Below are 17,363 nucleotides of genomic sequence, written 5' to 3'. Positions count from 1 at the left end.
AGTCTGACCGCCGTGAACGCACTTCCCGTTGTCGGTGGAGTTCTGACGGATTCCTCCCTCAGGATCCTCCTCCTCCATCGCACCACCCCGCGCCCCCGATGGGAACTCCCGGGAGGCAAGCTTGAAAAGAATGAGACCCCTGAACAGGCGGTGATCCGCGAACTCCGGGAAGAACTCGGCATCACGGTCGCCGTGCAGAACCGATTGGGTGGCTGCACCTTCACCGAGGACGGACAGCCTTTCCGGTACGCGTGGTACAAGGTCCGGCTGATGGCGGGCTCCCCCGCACCCGCCGAGCAGGCCTTCGACGCCGCCCGCTACATGAGCCTGGCCGAGGCGCGGGAACGCTGGGCGGACCTCTCCCCCAACGTCCGCGAGCTGATCGACACCTGCGAGAAATCCCGCAACGACCTTGCACGAGCGGAGAACTGACGCCGCATGAGACTCCAGACCATCGTGGACGGCGACACCGCTCAGCTCGCCCGGCGTCTGCGCAAGCAGCTCGCCGACCACGTCCGCGCCGACTACACGTACATGTATCCACCCCGTCAGACCTACGGTCCGGTGGCGGCGGACGACCTCACCGCGGCGGTCGGACGCTCCCTCGCGAACTCCGTCGGCGGACCGCTCAATCTCTATCTGCATTTCCCGTTCTGCGAACAGATCTGCGGATTCTGCAATCTGTTCGCCGTCGCGTCCCGCGACACGGACCTGATCGACACCTACATCACCACCCTGATGCGGGAGTTGGACGCCTACGCCCCCCTGGTGTCCGGTCACACCCTGGACACGCTCTACCTCGGCGGCGGCACCCCGTCACTGATCTCACCCGCCCAGCTCGCCCGGCTCTTCGAGGGCATCGAGCGCCGTCTGGGCACGGACATCGCGGCCATCCCCGAGGTCGCCATGGAGGTCAGCCCCAGCACCGTGGAGCCGGCGAAGTTCCGCGAGTTCCACCGGCTCGGCATCAACCGGGTCAACCTCGGCTTCCAGTCCCTCGCGGACACCGAACTGGCGGCCATCGGCCGCGACTACACCTCCGCCACCCCGCTGCGGGCACTCACCGAGGTCATGGAGGTCGGCTTCGGCAACGTCTGCGTGGACCTCATCTACGGTCTGCCCGGCCAGGACCACGCCTCCTGGCGCCACAGCGTCGACACCGTCATCGGACACGCCCCGCAGACCGTGTGCGCGTACGCGCTGACCCTGCGCCCGCGCACCGGATTCGACCTGCGCGGCTACCACTCGATCGACGGCGCGGAGCAGTACGCCAAGTACGACTACGTGGACGAGCGGCTGCGGGAGGCCGGATACCGGCAGCAGACCCATGTGCGCTGGGCCCGTGGCCCGGCCGGCGGCTACCGCCAGAAGGCCAATCACTGGGGCCTCCAGCCACTGGTCGGCCTCGGCGCGGGCGCCCGCGGATATCTGTGGGAGTGCGACTACCGCAACGGTTACAGCGTCCGGCACCGGATGCGGGTGCTGCGCGACTACCTCGAAGCGGTTCCGCGCCACACCCACGGCCGCACGGACGGCTTCCTCATGGACGACGACGAGCGCCGGCGCAAGGCCGTCATCCTCGGCCTCACCGACCTCGACCCCGACTGGTACCGCAAGACGTTCGACGCGACGCCCGAGGACCACTTCGGCCCCCAGCTGGCCACACTGCAGCGGATGGGCCTCCTGGAGTCGACACCCGACCGCCTCCGCCTCACCCGCCTCGGCCTGCGCCACCGCGACGTGATCGTGCAGCACTTCTTCAGCGGGCAGGTGCGGGACCGGCTGCTGGCCTTCGACTACGACGAATAGCAGTACCGCCAACGGCTCAACGGACCGAGTCACCACTTACTGCATAAGGGTTGATAGCGGACAAACTACGCAACTCTTCACCGTGAACCCAGGTTGAACGCAGGCCCACGTCCTCGCTTTCCTACGGAGACTGCTCGTGTCTGGGTCCAATCTGCCAATTCCCGCCGCCCGGCCCGTGATCGGTGAAGCCGAGATCGAGGCCGCCGTCCGCGTGCTGCGTAGCGGCCATGTCATCCAGGGGCCGGAGGTGGCCGCCTTCGAGGAGGAGTTCTCGGAGCTGGTCGGCGACCGCGCCTGTGTCGCCGTCAACTCCGGCACCTCCGCCCTGCACCTGAGCCTGCTGGCGCTCGGCATCGGGCCGGGTGACGAGGTGGTGGTGCCGTCCTTCTCGTTCGCGGCCACCGCCAACGCCGTCCGCCTGGTCGGCGCCACCCCGGTGTTCGCCGACATCGCGCCGGACACCTACTGCCTCGATCCGGACGCCGTCGCCGCGGCCGTCGGCCCACGCACCGCCGCGCTCGTCCCCGTACACCTGTACGGGCACCCGGCCGCGATGGACGCCCTGATGCCGCTGGCCGAGCGGCACGGGCTCGCCGTCGTCGAGGACGCCTGCCAGGCGCACGGGGCGACGCTGCACGGGCGGCCCGTCGGGGCGTTCGGGCAGACCGGGTGCTTCAGCTTCTACCCGACGAAGAACATGCACGCCCTCGAAGGCGGCATGATCACCACCGCCGACCGGCAACTCGCCCGCACGCTGCGGCTGCTCAGGAACCAGGGCATGGAGCAGCGGTACGCGAACGAGATCGTCGGCGCGAACCTGCGCATGACCGACGTCTCCGCCGCCGTCGGCCGGGTGCAGCTGAAGCAGCTCCCGGACTGGACCGAGCGGCGGCGCGCCAACGCCAAGGTGCTGGACTCGCTGATCGAAGGGGTGGCCACGCCGTACGTCGCCGACGGCGCGCGGCACGTCTACCACCAGTACACCGTCGCCGTGCCCGACGGGCGCAGGGACGCCGTGCAGGAGGAGCTCGCGCGCGAGGGCATCGGCAGCGCGGTCTACTACCCGACACCCATCCACCGGCTCACACCGTTCCGTGATCCGGCCGGGCCCGAGCTGCCCGCGACCGAGCGCGCCGCCGCGTCCGTGCTGTCGCTGCCGGTGCACCCCGGCCTCGGGCAGGGCGACCTGGAGCGCATCGCCCGGGCCGTGAGCGCCGCCGGAGGTGCCCGATGAGCAGACGGACACTGCGCGCGGGGCTCGTCGGGCTCGGCGCGATGGGGCGCAACCACGCCCGCGTCCTCGCCTCCCTCGACGGCGTCGAGCTGGTGGGCGTGATGGACCCGGCGGGCGATCCGACGGGTGCGGCGCGCGGCGCCCCGGTCGTGGCGACGCTGCCCGAACTCCTCGCCCTCGGCCTCGACTACGCCGTGGTGGCCTGCCCCACCGTGCTGCACGAGGAGATCGGCCTGCACCTCGCCGCGAACGGTGTGTGCGCGCTCATCGAGAAGCCGCTCGCGCACTCCGCGGCGGCGGCCCGGCGCCTCGCCGACGCCTTCGCCGGGGCCCGGCTGGTCGCGGGCGTGGGGCACATCGAGCGCTTCAATCCGGCGCTCCAGAGCCTGCGTTCACGATTGGAGGCGGGCGAACTGGGTGACATCTTCCAGGTGGTGACGCGGCGTCAGGGCCCGTTCCCGCCGCGCATCGCGGACGTGGGCGTCGTCAAGGACCTGGCCACCCATGACATCGACCTGACGAGCTGGGTGACCGGCTGCCGCTACGCCTCCCTGGCCGCGCGCACCGTGTCCAAGAGCGGCCGGCCGCACGAGGACATGGTGGCGGTCGTCGGCGAGCTCACCGACGGCACGATGGTCAGCCACCTCGTGAACTGGCTCAGCCCGCTCAAGGAGCGCTTCACCGCGGTCACGGGCGAGCGCGGGTGCTTCATCGCCGACACCCTGACCGCGGACCTCACCTTCCACGCCAACGGCGCGTTCGCCACCGAGTGGGAGGCGCTCAGCGCGTTCCGCGGGGCCGCCGAGGGCGACATGGTGCGGTACGCGATTCCCAAGCGGGAGCCGCTGCTGGTCGAGCACGAGCGGTTCCGCGACGCCGTCGAGGGCAAGGCCATGGACATCGTCACGCTCGACCAGGGGCTGCGGACGGTGGAGGTCGCCGAGGTGGTCCTGGACTCGGCACGGCGTAAGGCGTCGCTGCCGCTCCAGGACGCCGCCCAGCCACGGGACCTGGCGGCGGCCGTACAGCCGTCCTGAGCCACCCGACACACGTGTGTGTCGTCATCGCAACGCGGTGTGCGGCTTCCCCGCGGCGGGCACCCTGAACACCCACCAGCGGAACGCGGCGTAGTTCGCCACCGCGTTGACGATGGTCGACGTCGTCTTCGCCCCCACGTACGGCAGGCCGAGCGCGGTCAGTCCGGTGACCGTCGCCACGGTCGCGAAGTAATTCAGCACGACGAGCACCAGATATTTCGCGAAGGCCGGGCCGACCATGGTGCCGCTGCGGAAGACGAACGACCGGTTGAGGCAGAAATTCACGGCCAATACGGTGACGAACGCCAGCGAGGTGGCGGCCGCCAACGGCATGCGCAGCACGCCGTGGAGCAGGACCAGCGTGCCCACGTCGATGACGTAGCAGACGCCTCCGACCAGGAGGAATCTCGCCGTGTCGGCGCGCGCGAAACGACGAACGGATTTCCACGTTCTCTGAATGATTTCTGGTACCTTCCTCCGTGCTCGATGCCGACGTCGCAGACAGGTTCAATTTAAGAACCGTGAGAGGGTTTTCCGTGTATCAGAACACGAAAATCGCCGTCGTGGTTCCGGCGTACAACGAGGAAAAACTGATCGCCCGCACGATCAGCACCATGCCGGAATTCGTCGACCACATCGTGGTGATCGACGACGCGAGCACCGACGAGACCTCCGCGGAGGCGCTGTCCGCGGGCGACCCGCGCACGGTCCTCATCCGGCACGAGAAGAACACCGGGGTCGGCGGGGCGGTCTGCGACGGCCACCAGGAGGCGCTGCGCCTGGGCTGCGACATCTCGGTGGTCATGGCGGGCGACGGGCAGATGGACCCGGCGTACCTGCCGGCCCTCCTCGCCCCCATCTGCGACGGCACCGCCCTGTTCACCAAGGCGAACCGTTTCTACTCCCGGGATTCGTACCGGGGCATGCCGAGGCACCGGATTCTCGGCAACATCGTCCTTTCCTTCATGACGAAGCTGGCCTCCGGGTACTGGCATCTCTTCGACCCGCAGAACGGCTACACGGCGATCCACAGAACGGCGCTGGAAAGACTCGACCTCGACGCCGTCGCCAAGGACTACTCGTTCGAGAACGACCTGCTGATCAACCTGAACATTCTGCGGATTCCCGCCTGCGACGTGCCGATTCCCGCCGTGTACGGGAACGAGGTCTCCACAATGCGCATGCACAAGGTGATTCCCGCCCTGATGTCCAAACTGGCGCGGGGAACCGGTCGGCGCGTCGTCCTGAAGTACGTCCTCTTCTCCTTCTCGCCGATCGCCCTGCTGCTCCTCGCGGGAATGCTCCTGGTGGCCTTCGGCGGCGCGGCGAGCACGTGGGTGCTTTTCCACACGCTCGGCCCCGCGAGCGCCAGCGCGGGAAGCGTCCTGCTGGCAACTCTCCCGATCCTCACGGGAATTCACTTCCTCATCGGCGCCCTGATGCTCGACATCCAGGAGAGCCCGGACCGCCGAGCAGCAACCGCGGCGGTGGGCGGCTCCTGAGCCGACTCCCGCCACCACGGACGCACGGAAACCCACGTGCGCGACCGGGTCGGCTCGGGGACACTTCCCGCATGAGCTTCGACGCCGTCCGAACACCGCGGGAACGGGCCCTCGCTCATGTCGCCGAGCTGTCGTCGGGCCCGCCGATCGACCCGCTGCTCCGGGTCACGCTCAACTTCCACCCCGACCGCCTGACACGCCTGACACACGGCAAGCCGGTCCTCGACTCCCTGGCCCAACACGGCCTCTACGTCTCCCAGTTCGTCACCGGCACGAGCAACGGCGGTCTGACGGCCCATCCCGGCGGCGACCGGTGGCGATGGGAGAGCCGGATCTTCGACGGGGCCTACGACGACGCCGCTCCCGGCGAGCGCCCCGTCTACGGGGCTCTCAACTTCCGCCACAGCGCGATCGGCGCGGCGCCCCGCTTCGGGTCGGCCCACCTGCGGCTCACCAGCCAGGCGCTGGAGCGGACGACGTTCTGCTACCCGGACAGCTGCGTGGAGCCGTCGGACTTCGGCACGGCGCGCCGCATGGGGCTGATCGCGCTCGCCGCGGCCGACCGCCGCGACGCCCTCGACGACTACGTCGAGGCCCAGGTGCACGGCCCCGTCCGCCTCGATCGCGACGTCGAGGCCCTGGTCCTCGACCCCTGCTTCCGGGGCACCCCCGTCGAGGACACGGCCCGCCGCCTCCCGTGCCCCGTGGAGTGGCACCCGGGGTTCCGGCTCACCGTCGACGAGCTGCGGCGGCATCCCGGCTACCGGGGGCCGGAGTTCGTCGAGCTGGGTGCACGGATCGCCGTGGAGGGTGTGCTCGATCCGTACGTCGTCGGGGACGCCGCCCGCAGCGGGCGGTACGACCCGCAGGCGGTCAAGAAGGTGTGGCACTGCCTGGCGAGGTTCGGGGCACCCCGGGCAGCGGTTGCCCCGGTCAGGACTCCGTGAGGGCCCCGTCCCGCTCCGTGTAGCGCGCCCCCGTCTCCGGGCACTCCCACACACCCGGTACGCCGGGTACCTCGTGGAGGCGGTGGCCCGCGCGGCCCACCCAGCCGATGCGGCGCGCAGGGACGCCCGCGACGAGGGCGAAGTCGGGGACGTCACGGGTCACCGTGGCCCCCGCCGCCACCATCGCCCAACGCCCCACCCGCACCGGCGCCACACACACCGAGCGCGCCCCCAGCGAGGCGCCCTCGCACACCGTGACACCCACCGGCTCCCAGTCGGCGCGCCCCTTGGGCCGGCCCTCGGGGTCGACCGAGCGCGGGTTGTGATCGTTGGTGAGGACGACGGCGGGGCCGACGAAGACGCCGTCGTCGAGCCGCGCCGGTTCGTAGACGAGCGCGAGGTTCTGGATCTTGACGCCGTCGCCGACGCGCACGCCGGGGCCGACGTAGGCGCCCCGCCCCACCACGCAGTTGTCGCCCAGGACGGCGTGTTCGCGGATCTGGGCGAGTTCCCACACGGCGGTGCCGGGGCCCAGCGCGGCCGACTCGTCGACCTGGGCCCCGGCCGCCACGCGTACCGGTGCGAGGGTCACCTCAGTGTTCTGCTTCATGTGTTGGGAAACGAATCACCGGGCATGGAAGGTGCGGCCCGGGTGCGCCGTCACCACTCCGCCGGATGCTCGCCGCACACCGGGCCGAGGACGACGCACTCCGTCTCGGCCGTGTCGCACATGTGCAGCGTGAAGCAGTGCTGGACGGCGCCGTAGAAGTAGCCGACGACCGTCTCCCCCGCCGGGACCGTCTCCTTGACCTTGCCCGACTCGGGGCCGCCGGTGGTGTCGACGTACCAGACCGAGTACGTCATCTCCTGCGCGCCGTTGTTGGTGATGACGTACTGGAGGCCGGTGACGTCCTGGACCTCGCGGGCGGTGACGCAGACCTGGGTGGATCCCAGCTCTCCGCACTGGCTGCTGACCGGCGGGTCGTCGCGGGTGGGCTGCGCGGCGGCGGGCGTGCTCGCCGCCGCAGGGAGCCCGAGCGCGAGCGACGACGCGGCCGCCCCGGCGAGCACGGTGCGCCGTGACATCTCTTTCATGGTCTCTTCTCTCCGTCGGGCATCGCGCGTCGCACGTGGCTACGCGACGGCCTGGGTGAACACGTTCTGAAGGAGCTTCTGGACCGCGCTGTCCGTCGGGACGCTGCCGGTGAAGGACAGCGAACCGGCCGTGAACACCCAGCCCTTGGTGCCCGTGGGCGGTACGTAGAGCATCTCGGCGCCGCCCGTCTTGTTCATCCCCTCCGCGATCAGCACGGAGCCGGGCACGTCGGCCTGCCTGCGGTCGACCTCCCAGCCACTGGCGGCGATGTCGTAGGAGCTGCTGCCGAAGACATCCCCCACGCTGAGCCCGGTGCCCGGCGTGAACGGGTTGTTGGCCGTGTCGCGCACCTGGTACGGCGAGAAGCTCATGTACGTCGGCCCGTAGTGCGAGACACCGAGGATCTGCTCCTCGGACTGCCCGGCGTCGGCGTAGACGTCGCGGCTGCCGTCGGCGCGCCGGAAGACGATGGCGTTGCCGTCGGCCGTGTACCGCATCCGTTCGTAGATGCCGTTGCCGCCGAGGTAGATGATGCGTCCGCCGCTGTTCTGGAAGGCGACGAGGTTGTCGCGCGCGGTCTGCGTGAAGTACTCGGGGTGTGTGGTGAGCACCAGCGCCTTGTACGTGCCGCCCTGGGCGGATGTCCGCAGCCAGCTGGCGCCGGTGGCGTGCAGATCGGTGTCGGCCCAGCAGTCGTAGGCGATGCTCTTCGACGTCATCCAGCGCAGCAGCAACAGGTCGCTGTAGAGCAGGTGGTCGATGATGCCCGGAGAGGCGCGATAGCCGTTGTCCCACGAGGTGCCCATGTTCGGGCGCTGCATGGAGACGGTGCGCTGGGCGCCGCTCTGCCCGGTCGTGTACTGGTTGTGGCCGCCCCAGAAGTTGTAGGCGTTGTACGTGTTGGTGGGCACCAGCACGGCGATCTGGCGCTGGGGTGTGGTGGGCCGCACGACGAACATGACGTTGTGCTCTTTGCCGTGCGACGACTTGAGCTGGGAGGCGTAGATGCCCGAAGGCCAGCTCGACCCCGTGCCGACGGCGACGGAGAAGGATGTGCTCCAGCCGCAGCCGGCGCTGTGGTATCCGCTCTGCAGGGGCTGGAACTTCCCCGTCCTGCTGGTGGGTTGGGTGACCACGATCGGGTTCCCGGTGGCGGGCGCGAGGCGCAGCGTGGAGGACGTGTAGGAGGGGAACGTCGTGGACACGTGGATGCCGAGGCTCGTGCCCTGCCGTGCGGAGACCGTCGTCGGGTAGCCCTGGAGGGCCGCGCACTCCTCGCGGGTGAAGCCCGAACCGACCACGCTCCCGGACCCGTTGGCCCACTGCACACCCTTGGTGTCCACGGTCTCGGAGTTGAGCAGGCGCTGCCACTGGAGGCGGGTGTCGGCGCCGGGCGGATTGGCGGTGCTCGTCTGGATCTTGTAGATGGTGCCGGAGCCGTTGGAGAAAAGGCCCCGCTCGAAGGGGCCGAGCATGGTGGTGTCGATGGCCTGACCGCCGTTGGCCCATTTGAACGAGCCGTCCGTGCCGAGATAGCGGAACCAGCTGAGCGCGCTGCCGTGCCGCGTTCCGTAAATGACCCCGTTGGGGTCGGCGAAAAGCTGGGTGTAGGGCTGCCACTGCGTGCCGATCCTGGCGCCGGAATTCGCGGCCCAGCTGAACGAGCCGTTGGTGCCGGTGTATTTGTACCAGCGCAGGTCGCCGTTTCCTTCTTGGGCGAAGAAGACGTTGTTCCAGCCGCCGATCACCCGGGGGAAGTTCCACTGGGTGCCGATCCGGGTGCCGCTCGCCGCGTGCCAGCTGCCGGCGCCGGTCGAGCTGTTGGAGAGGATGTAGCGGTACCACAGCAGGTCGCCGTTGGGCATGAAGGCGAAGATCTGGCCGTCCGCGGCGGCCAGGACGAAGCGGAACTTCTGCCAGCCGCCGTTGCCGATGACCCGCCCGGAGCCGGAATTCGCCCAGGAGGCGGGGGTGCCGGTGCTCCAGTTGGTGTGCCGGTACCAGTAGAGCTTTCCGTCCGCCTGGATCGCGTAGATGATTCCGTTGCCGCCGGGCACCAGGTTCAGGAACCGTTGTTGCGGGTCATAGGCCATTTCTTTCGGTGTCCTCCCGGAGGCACTGTTGTGAGCAGGGATGATTGTGGGCCGGTCGGCCCGGCGCAAGAATCGACACGTGCGGGGTTTTCGCCGCGTCCGACCGCAGCGCGGAAATCAGCGAAAGGCACAGCACTCCGATGAACATGGGTGCGGCCATATAGCGGAAACACGGCGCCGGATTGGCGGCGAGCACGGTGAGTTGCGCACCCAGGGTGACGCCGGCGAGGGAGAGCAGGGCGCGTCGGCGGCGGGCTCGGGCGAGCAGCGCGACCAGGACGTAGGTGAGGTAGCACCAGGTGGCGCCCCGCCACAGCAGCCACTCCAATTGGGGGACGAGGAAGGCGGAGCGGCCGAAGGTGGCGGCGTCGTGGAGGGTCGACGACAGCGGGCGTGCCTTGAGCTGGTCGCGGTACGGGCTGTCCTGGATCGGGCCGTAGCCCCACAGGTCGGCGGGGATGGTCGTGTTGTACGTCCAGGTCCTGGCGCCCTTGTCGGCAGGTCCGGGGAAGACGGCCCAGGCGATGTGGCCGCGGCACAGGCGGGCGTCGATGATCTGCTGGGGCCGCTCGCGCAGGGTGCGCCACCACATGCGGACCAGTGGTGTGCTGAGGCGGTCGGCCTCGGTGCGGTTCCAGGAGGTGTTGTAGTAGAGGATGTCCGATACGTAGCAGTTGTCGCCGCCCGCCTTCCAGGTCTTCAGCGGTGCCACGTGTGTCATGACGCGCCGGTCTGCGGCGCTGAAGCGCTCGGGGGTCTGCGCGTACGCGACGGCGAGGTCGGCGTAGTGCAGGTTGTAGAGGAACGCCTTGTTCGGCTGCTCGACGCCGAGCGCCGGGCAGACGGCGAGGGCGAACACCAGGGTCAGGGCCGTGGTCACGGCGGCGATCGTGGCAATCAGGAGCCGGGCTCCGGGCAGCACCAGGACGAGCGCGAGGGCGGCGATCAGGGACACCGGGAAGCCGTTGTTGCGGAACAGGTCGACGCCGAGGAGCCCGACGCACAGGAGCACCAGTTCCGAGGTCCGCGGCCTGCCGGTCCACGTGCCGTGCGCCCGCCTGCCCACCAGCCGTACGGACACGGCGAACACCAGGACCGCGCAGATCGTGAACGGCACGTCCTTCCACACGAAGACCACGAACGACCCGAGCGGCGGCGCCACCACGCACACCAGCGCGGCCGACGCGCTCCACCTCCCGCGCACGCCCAGCGTCCGCAGGCCCGCGCACGTGTACGCGAGCACGGCGGACATGGCGACTGTCTGAAGCAGCGTCAAGGCGGCGAATCCGCCAGTGCCTTGGAGGCTGAGCCAGACCAGGGCGTCGTAGAGCACCGAGTGGTCCGAGCGCCAGTTCCCTGTGGTGACCTGCCAGGTGTACGCCGCCGTGTCGATGGTCATCAGGCCCGGGTGGAAGGCCGCCCACCAGAACAGCAGGCAGGCCTGGCAGGCCGCGAAGACGGCCAGCGGGAGGCGCTTCGCGGGCGGTACGCGCGAGGGGAGGACGCGCACCGTCGATGCCGCCCTCACTCCGGGTTCCCGGTGCGCGCGGCGGAGGAGGACGCGACGGGGAACGGCTTCCTCGCCGGTGCGCCGGACAGCGCCCCACCGTTGGCCGGGGGCGGCACGACGTGGCCCGGTGTGCCGCGCAGAGCCGGGATCAGCGACAGGGTGAGAAGTCCGATGAAGATGGGCGCGGCCATGTAGCGGAAGCACGGCGAGGGGGTGGCGACGAGGACGGTGAGCTGGGTGCCGAGGGTGACTCCGGCGAGCGCGTACAGCGGGCGGCAGCGCCGCGAGCGGGCGAACCGGGCGACGAGCAGGTACGTGGCGTACGACCAGATGGCGCCCCGCCACAGGATCCACTCCAACTGGGGTGTGTGGGCGGCCTCGTAGGCGAAGGTGCCGATGTGGCCGAGCGTCGTGGACAGGGGGCGGGGTTGGGCCGCCGCGCTGTAGGGGCTGGTCCGCATCTCCGGGTACCGGTGGTAGAACGCCGGGTCCACGCGGTCGAGCCGGTTGTACGTCCTGCCGCCCTGGTCCTGCGGCCCCGGGAAGACGGCCCAGGCGATGTGGCCGCGGCACAGGCGGGCACCGAGCACGTCCTGCGGGGCCTTGTGCAGGGTGCGCCACCACACCTGGACGAGCGGCTCGGTGAGCCGGTCGTCGACCGCGTACAGACTGCGGTACATCGGGTCGGAGGCGAAGCACGACGTACCGTTCTCACGCCAGGTCGCCAGCGGCGCCGCCTTGGACATGACCGCCAGGTCGTCCTTGGTGAACAGCTCGGGCGCCTTGGCGTAGGTGACCGAGAGGTCGGCGTAGTGCAGGTTGTAGACGAGCGCCCTCGGCGGCTTCTCGACGCCCAGCGCCGCGTAGCCGGCGAGCATCAGGGAGAGGGTGACGGCCGTGGTGGCGACGACGAGCGCGGCCAGTACGCGGCGCGCGCCGGGCAGCGCCACGAGCAGGCACAGGCCGGCGATCACGGCGACGGGGAAGCCGTTGTTGCGGAACAGCCCGATGCCGAGGAAACCGACGGCGAGCAGCACGGTCTCGGAGCGGTGCAGGCGCCGCTCCCATGTGCCGTGCAGGCGCCTGCCGACCAGGCGCGCGGCGACGGCGAAGACGAGGACCGCGCAGATCGTGAACGGCACGTCCTTGCCGACGTAGACCGTGAACGCGGCGAGCGACGGGACGAGCGCGCAGGCGAGGGCCGCGGGCGCGCTCCACCGGCCGCGCACACCGAGGGTGCGCAGGCTCGCGCACGTGTAGGCGAGCACCGCGGACATCGCCACGGTCTGACACAGCGTCAATGCCGCATGCCCGCCGGTGGACTTGAGACTGAGCCAGAGGAGGGCGTTGTAGAGGACCGAGTGGTTGGAGATCCAATGCCCGGTGGTGACCTGCCAGGTGTAGGCGAGCGCGTCGTAGTCGATCATCCCGGGGTAGAAGGCCGCCCACCACAGCAGGTAGACGGTCTGGCAGGCCAGAAAGACGACGAGCGGCATCCGCAGGGCCTGCGGCACACGCTCCCACCGGGCCCGCGGCGGGGAGGAGGGCGGGGCTGCGGCATCGGGCATGGCGGGGTTCTCCTCGGGAGGCGGGGCCTGGGTGCGCACGGTCAGCGGGTGCCGTCCGGGAGGGCGGGGTGCGTGGCCTCGGGGTGCGGTGGTGTGTCCTGCTGCGGGATGACGGAGGGGTGGTCGCGGCCGAGCATGACCAGGGACACGACGCGGGCGGCCGCCTCCCCGTCGTCGTAGACGCAGTAGCGGCGGCGGAAGTCGGCACGCAGCGCAGCGGAGCGCTCGTCGTCGAAGGCACCGGAGGCGAGGATCCGTGTCAACTCCTCGGTGCTGGTGGTGACATGACCGGGCGGGTCCGCCAGTACGTCGAAGTAGGCGCCGCGGGCCGCCCGGTACGCCTCCCAGTCGTCGCCGTGGACGACGATCGGCCGGCCGGTGGTGGCGTAGTCGAACATCAGGGAGGAGTAGTCGGTCACCAGGGCGTCGGAGGCGAGCATCATGTCCGTGGCGGAGGGCTCGTCGGTGACGTCGATGAGCAGTCCGCGCCGCTGGAGGTCGCGCAGTTCCAGGTCGCGGTACGGGGAGCGGGCGTCCTTGGGGTGCAGGCGGACGAGCAGGGTGAAGCCGGGGCCGAGCCCGTGTGCCAGGGCTTCGAGGTCGAGGCGTGGCACGTACGACCTGCGGTGTTCGCGTCGGGTGGGGGCGTAGAGGATGGCGGTGCTGCCGTCGGGGACGCCGAGCCGCTTGCGCAGGGCGAGGGTGCGCAGCGGGTCGCCGTGCACGAGGACGTCGTTGCGCGGTGCGCCGGTCGGCAGGGAGGTGAATTGGCAGGGGTAGGCGCGGTCCCAGACCTGTTGGGCGTAGGGGCTGGAGACCAGGCTGTAGTCCCAGCGGTCGGCGCGGCGCAGTTCGGCGCGGACGTCGACCTGATGGCGGGCGGCGGGGTGGCCGAGCCGGTCGGCGCCCATGTGTCCCAGGGGCGTGCCCTCGTGGGTGTGGACGTGGACCTGTCCCGGGCGCTTGTCGAGGGCGAGGGTCCAGCCGACGTTGTTGACGAAGTACGTGGCCCTGGACGCGATCCGGTGGTAGCGCGGCGAGTCGGGGGTGACGTGGTCGATGTCCTCCGGCAGGTGCGGCACGGCGTCGGGGCGCACCACCCACACGGTGTCGATGTGCGGGGCGAGGAGGCGTGCCGCCTCGTGGATCGCCGCCGGGTCACCCAGCACGCCGCGATGCCAACTCGCCGAGTACACCGCGAGGTTGGGGTCGAGTCGGTGGCGACGCTGCGTCCTGGCGTAGACGCGCTTGGCGCGCCGCGCGGCCGACGTCGACAGCTCCCGCTGCTTGCGGACGGAGGCGCGGCCGATGCGTTCGGCGAGCGCGTACGCCCGGAACACCGGATAGGGGGCGGCGGCGACCAGACGCCACTGCGTGCGGTAGGCGTCGTCGGGCGGTGTGAAGCCCTCGGGCCTGTGGCGTCGGTGGAAGTCGACGGTCCGCCGGTAGAAGGCGGGCCTGTCCTCGGGCAGCACGCGCTCGGTGAGCGGCAGCGTCGCCAGGAAGTGGTTGATCATCCGCTCGAAGAGGTGCGGCCGGGCCGCGCCCAGTTCGGGGTGGGCGTCCAGGAACGCGAACAGGCCCGCGTACTGCGTGAAGATGTCGAAGTGCCGGCGCCCCGGTGTGCGGGTGATGGCTCCGCGCCTTCGTTGGAGGTACTCGACGCACACCCGGTCGAGACACGCGACGCGGCGCGCCGAGATCAGCGCCTGGTACGTGACGGGGGCGTCCTCGTACAGGCCCTCCTGGTAGGTGAATCCCTGGCCGGTGAAGAAGTCGCGGCGGTACGCCTTGTTCCAGGCCACCAGGAACAGGTGCAGATACTGGGGGCTGCTGAGGATGTCGAAGGTGTCCGTGCCGGCGGAGGCGAGCAGGTCGGCTGTCATGCTGCGGCCCCCGCGCCCCCACCAGTGCGTGCGCACATGGTCGAAGACGAGGACGTCCGGGTCGTCGGTGGCACGCAGCCGTTCGTCGATGGCCCGCAGGGCGCCTGGTGTGTAGCAGTCGTCGCTGTCGAGGAAGAGCAGGTAGTCGCCGGTGGCGCGGGCGACTCCCGCGTTGCGGGCGCGGCCGAGGCCGACGTTCTCCGGCAGGTGGATCGCGGTGACCCGGCTGTCGCGCGCCGCGTACTCGTCGAGGATCGCGCCGCAGTTGTCGGGCGAGCAGTCGTCGACCGCGACGACCTCGATGTCGGTGAAGCTCTGGGTGAGCACCGAGTCGAGGCAGGAGCGCAGATGGCCCTGGACCTTGTGGACGGGGACGATGACGCTGAAGCGAGGCACGGACTCTTCCTGGTCGTGGGGTGGGGACGGGTCAGGGGTGCTGCGGGACGCGGGCAGCCGCGGGCGCCGGGACGCGCCGCTCCAGGGGGACGATCGGCGGCAGGGCCGCGGCCGGTTCGCCGAGCAGCACCCGGCGCACCACCCGCTCCGCCGCGAACCCGTCGTCGAACTGGCAGAACCGGCGCCGGAACGCGCCGCGCAGCCGCTCCGACTCGGCGCCCTGCCACGCACCGTCGCGGAAGGCGGCCGTCAGCTCGTCCTGGGTGCGGGCGACGGGGCCCGGCGGCGCGTCGACGAGGTCGAAGTACACACCACGTGTCTCCCGGTAGACGTCCCAGTCGTCGGCGTACACGACGACGGGCCGGTCCAGGTTGGCGTAGTCGAACATGATCGACGAGTAGTCCGTGACCAGCGCGTCCGCCGCCAGGCACACGTCCTCGGTCGAGGGGTGGTCGGTGACGTCGATGAGCGCGCCGGACCGCAGCAGCCTTTCGAGGGCCGGGGCGCCCGCGTACGAGTGGTGGGCGCGCAGCAGCACGACGAACCCGTCGCCGATGTCCCGGCAGAACGCGGCGAGGTCGAGCTGCGGCAGGAACTCCGTGCGGTAGTCGCGGTGGGTCGGCGCGTACAGCACGGCCACCTTGCCGTCGGGGACGCCGAGTCGGCGCCGGATCGCGGCGACGTCGGCGGCGGTCGAGGTGTAGTACGCGTCGTTGCGCGGATAGCCGACGTCCAGGCTCTCGTACGCGCCCGGGTAGGCGCGCTCCCAGACCTCGGTGGAGTGGTGGTTCGAGGAGATGTTGAAGTCCCAGCGGTCCACGCGCTGGAGCAGCTTGGCGAGGGACCCGGCAGCGGCGGCGGCCGCCGGGTACTCGACGAGGTCGACGCCCATGCGCTTGAGCGGAGTGCCGTGCTGGGTCTGCACATGGACGGTGCCGGGCCGCTTCTCGACGGCCATCTCGAAGTTGACGTTGTTGAAGGTGTACTTGGCGGTGGCCATCACCTCCCAGTAGCGGGAAGTGCCGATGACGACGCGCTCGACGTCGTCCGGGAGGCGCGTGTCGGCGTGGCGCTCGTCGACGAGGAACACCGGCTTGATGTGCGGGGCCAGGCGGCGGGCGGCTGCGTGCACGGCGGCGGGGTTGCAGCGATAGCCGCTCCCCCAGTAGGCGGAGAAGACGGCGAGGTTCTCGTCGACGGGCCGCCGCAGATACGTCCGGTACGGGTTGACGACACGTCTGCGTACGCGGCCCGCCCATCTGCGGCCGAAGCGGACGGTCTTCCCGAGCCGCCGCTTGGTGCCGCGCAGCGCGCCGAACGCCGCGTAGGAGCCGGAGGCCAGCAGGGTGTGCTGGAGGCCGACGCTGCCGCCGGGGCGGCGGCTTCCGGTGGGGCGGTGCTCGCGGTAGAGGCGGGCGGCCCGGCGGAAGTAGCGCCTGCGCAGCGCCGGGGTCGGGAGGCGGCCGGGTGTCGCCGCGGTCTTGAGCACCTTGCCCGCCATCTGCTGGAAGAGGCGGTCGAGCAGCACCGGATCGTCCGTCAGCTCGGTGGCGCGGCGCATCACCAGGTCGAACTGGTCGAGCAGGTCCATGTGGTGCAGGCCCGGCGCGTAGGTGCGGCTGCCCTGGCGGCGCAGCAGGTGACGCACGCAGACCCGGTCGAGCAGGGCGATGCGCTCGGCCTTGAGCGCGGCCACCGTGTTCCAGACGGTGTCGGTGAACATGCCGGGAACGAACGCGAGTTGATGCTGCGTCACGAAATCGCGGCGGTACGCCGCGCTCCACGCCGGTACCCACACGTCGGGCAGCGCCGGGTGCTCGCGCGCCGTGAAGGTGCCGACCGGCGCGCCCTGCCACAGGCGGCCGAGGGCGGGACCCGTGCCGCCGTCGTACCAGTGCACCCGCTCGTGGTCGAAGTACAGCAGGTCGGGGTCGGCGGTCTCGGTGAGCCGGGCGTCGATGCGTTCGAGGGCTCCGGGCGCGAGGGTGTCGTCGCCGTCGAGGAAGAGCAGGAACTCGCCCTCGGCGACGGCCGTTCCCGCGTTGCGCGCGCCCGGCAGTCCGTCGCCGGGCGCCGACCGCACCACCTTCAGACGCGCATCGCGGTCGGCGCGGCCCCGCGCGATCGACGCGCACAGCTCGTCCGGCGCGCCGACCACCGCGATCACCTCGACGTCCGCGAAGCCCTGGCCGAGCACCGAGTCCAGGCAGTCGGGCAGCCGTCCCGGCACCTCGTGGGCGGGCACCACCACACTGAAACGGGGCAACACACTCTCCTTCGACGGT

At 70.6% G+C, this 17,363-nt stretch carries 14 protein-coding genes; 6 read left to right on the top strand and 8 right to left on the bottom strand.

The features are described 5' to 3' along the window. The first annotated feature begins 12 nt into the window (after nucleotides 1-12). The 4 genes from ACTWJ8_RS34460 to ACTWJ8_RS34445 all read left to right on the top strand — a co-directional run bounded on the left by ACTWJ8_RS34460 (nucleotide 13) and on the right by ACTWJ8_RS34445 (nucleotide 4,080). Nucleotides 13-432, top strand: coding sequence for an NUDIX hydrolase (locus ACTWJ8_RS34460; protein WP_443261449.1), 420 nt, complete (start codon nucleotides 13-15; stop codon nucleotides 430-432). A gap of 6 nt (nucleotides 433-438) precedes the next feature. Continuing rightward, on the top strand, nucleotides 439-1,809 hold the full coding sequence (locus ACTWJ8_RS34455; RefSeq protein ID WP_443261448.1) for a coproporphyrinogen-III oxidase family protein: 1,371 nt from the start codon (nucleotides 439-441) through the stop codon (nucleotides 1,807-1,809). A gap of 136 nt (nucleotides 1,810-1,945) precedes the next feature. Continuing rightward, nucleotides 1,946-3,043 carry a DegT/DnrJ/EryC1/StrS family aminotransferase gene (locus ACTWJ8_RS34450; RefSeq protein ID WP_443261447.1) on the top strand — a complete coding sequence of 366 codons (1,098 nt, stop codon included), beginning with the start codon at nucleotides 1,946-1,948 and terminating at the stop codon, nucleotides 3,041-3,043. Then, nucleotides 3,040-4,080, top strand: a complete 1,041-nt coding sequence (locus ACTWJ8_RS34445; RefSeq protein ID WP_443261446.1) for a Gfo/Idh/MocA family oxidoreductase — start codon at nucleotides 3,040-3,042, stop codon at nucleotides 4,078-4,080. Before ACTWJ8_RS34450 ends, ACTWJ8_RS34445 begins: the two co-directional genes overlap by 4 nt. Nucleotides 4,081-4,104: 24 nt before the next feature. Here ACTWJ8_RS34445 and ACTWJ8_RS34440 read toward each other — a convergent pair whose 3' ends face one another. Beyond that, on the bottom strand, nucleotides 4,105-4,449 hold the full coding sequence (locus tag ACTWJ8_RS34440; RefSeq protein ID WP_443261445.1) for a GtrA family protein: 345 nt from the start codon (nucleotides 4,447-4,449) through the stop codon (nucleotides 4,105-4,107). A gap of 110 nt (nucleotides 4,450-4,559) precedes the next feature. On the opposite strand from ACTWJ8_RS34440, the gene ACTWJ8_RS34435 reads away from it, so the two are divergent. Together ACTWJ8_RS34435 and ACTWJ8_RS34430 are read left to right on the top strand one after the other, a co-directional pair. After that, a complete protein-coding gene (locus ACTWJ8_RS34435; RefSeq protein ID WP_443261444.1) occupies nucleotides 4,560-5,582 on the top strand; it encodes a glycosyltransferase family 2 protein in 1,023 nt (340 codons plus the stop codon). 71 nt (nucleotides 5,583-5,653) lie between these two features. After that, the gene (locus ACTWJ8_RS34430) at nucleotides 5,654-6,529 is read left to right on the top strand and encodes a DUF3626 domain-containing protein (RefSeq protein ID WP_443261443.1); all 876 of its coding nucleotides are present in this window, start codon (nucleotides 5,654-5,656) and stop codon (nucleotides 6,527-6,529) included. Here ACTWJ8_RS34430 and ACTWJ8_RS34425 read toward each other — a convergent pair. Genes ACTWJ8_RS34425 through ACTWJ8_RS34395 form a run of 7 tightly spaced genes read right to left on the bottom strand, consistent with a single transcriptional unit; the run spans nucleotide 6,516 to nucleotide 17,344 of the window. Then, nucleotides 6,516-7,139, bottom strand: a complete 624-nt coding sequence (locus ACTWJ8_RS34425) for an acyltransferase (protein WP_443261442.1) — start codon at nucleotides 7,137-7,139, stop codon at nucleotides 6,516-6,518. The two genes, ACTWJ8_RS34430 and ACTWJ8_RS34425, sit on opposite strands and share 14 nt — an antisense overlap. Before the next feature lie 50 nt (nucleotides 7,140-7,189). Next, nucleotides 7,190-7,615 (bottom strand): hypothetical protein, encoded by a 426-nt coding sequence (locus ACTWJ8_RS34420; protein WP_443261441.1) that lies wholly within the window; start codon nucleotides 7,613-7,615, stop codon nucleotides 7,190-7,192. A 48-nt stretch (nucleotides 7,616-7,663) separates the two neighbouring features. Continuing rightward, on the bottom strand, nucleotides 7,664-9,718 hold the full coding sequence (locus ACTWJ8_RS34415) for a N,N-dimethylformamidase beta subunit family domain-containing protein (RefSeq protein ID WP_443261440.1): 2,055 nt from the start codon (nucleotides 9,716-9,718) through the stop codon (nucleotides 7,664-7,666). Beyond that, nucleotides 9,708-11,246, bottom strand: coding sequence for a hypothetical protein (locus ACTWJ8_RS34410; protein WP_443261439.1), 1,539 nt, complete (start codon nucleotides 11,244-11,246; stop codon nucleotides 9,708-9,710). The genes ACTWJ8_RS34415 and ACTWJ8_RS34410 overlap by 11 nt, the downstream gene beginning before the upstream one ends. Then, the gene (locus ACTWJ8_RS34405; protein ID WP_443261438.1) at nucleotides 11,243-12,796 is read right to left on the bottom strand and encodes a hypothetical protein; all 1,554 of its coding nucleotides are present in this window, start codon (nucleotides 12,794-12,796) and stop codon (nucleotides 11,243-11,245) included. Before ACTWJ8_RS34405 ends, ACTWJ8_RS34410 begins: the two co-directional genes overlap by 4 nt. A gap of 41 nt (nucleotides 12,797-12,837) precedes the next feature. Further along, the gene (locus ACTWJ8_RS34400) at nucleotides 12,838-15,078 is read right to left on the bottom strand and encodes a bifunctional glycosyltransferase/CDP-glycerol:glycerophosphate glycerophosphotransferase (RefSeq protein WP_443261437.1); all 2,241 of its coding nucleotides are present in this window, start codon (nucleotides 15,076-15,078) and stop codon (nucleotides 12,838-12,840) included. Between the two features lie 31 nt (nucleotides 15,079-15,109). Further along, entirely contained in the window at nucleotides 15,110-17,344 is a 2,235-nt protein-coding gene (locus tag ACTWJ8_RS34395; RefSeq protein WP_443261436.1) for a bifunctional glycosyltransferase/CDP-glycerol:glycerophosphate glycerophosphotransferase, read from the bottom strand. Nucleotides 17,345-17,363: the final 19 nt, after the last annotated feature.

This window comes from Streptomyces sp. SDT5-1 (assembly GCF_052245995.1).
GTDB lineage: Bacteria > Actinomycetota > Actinomycetes > Streptomycetales > Streptomycetaceae > Streptomyces.
This window is presented reverse-complemented; position numbering and strand designations above follow the sequence as displayed.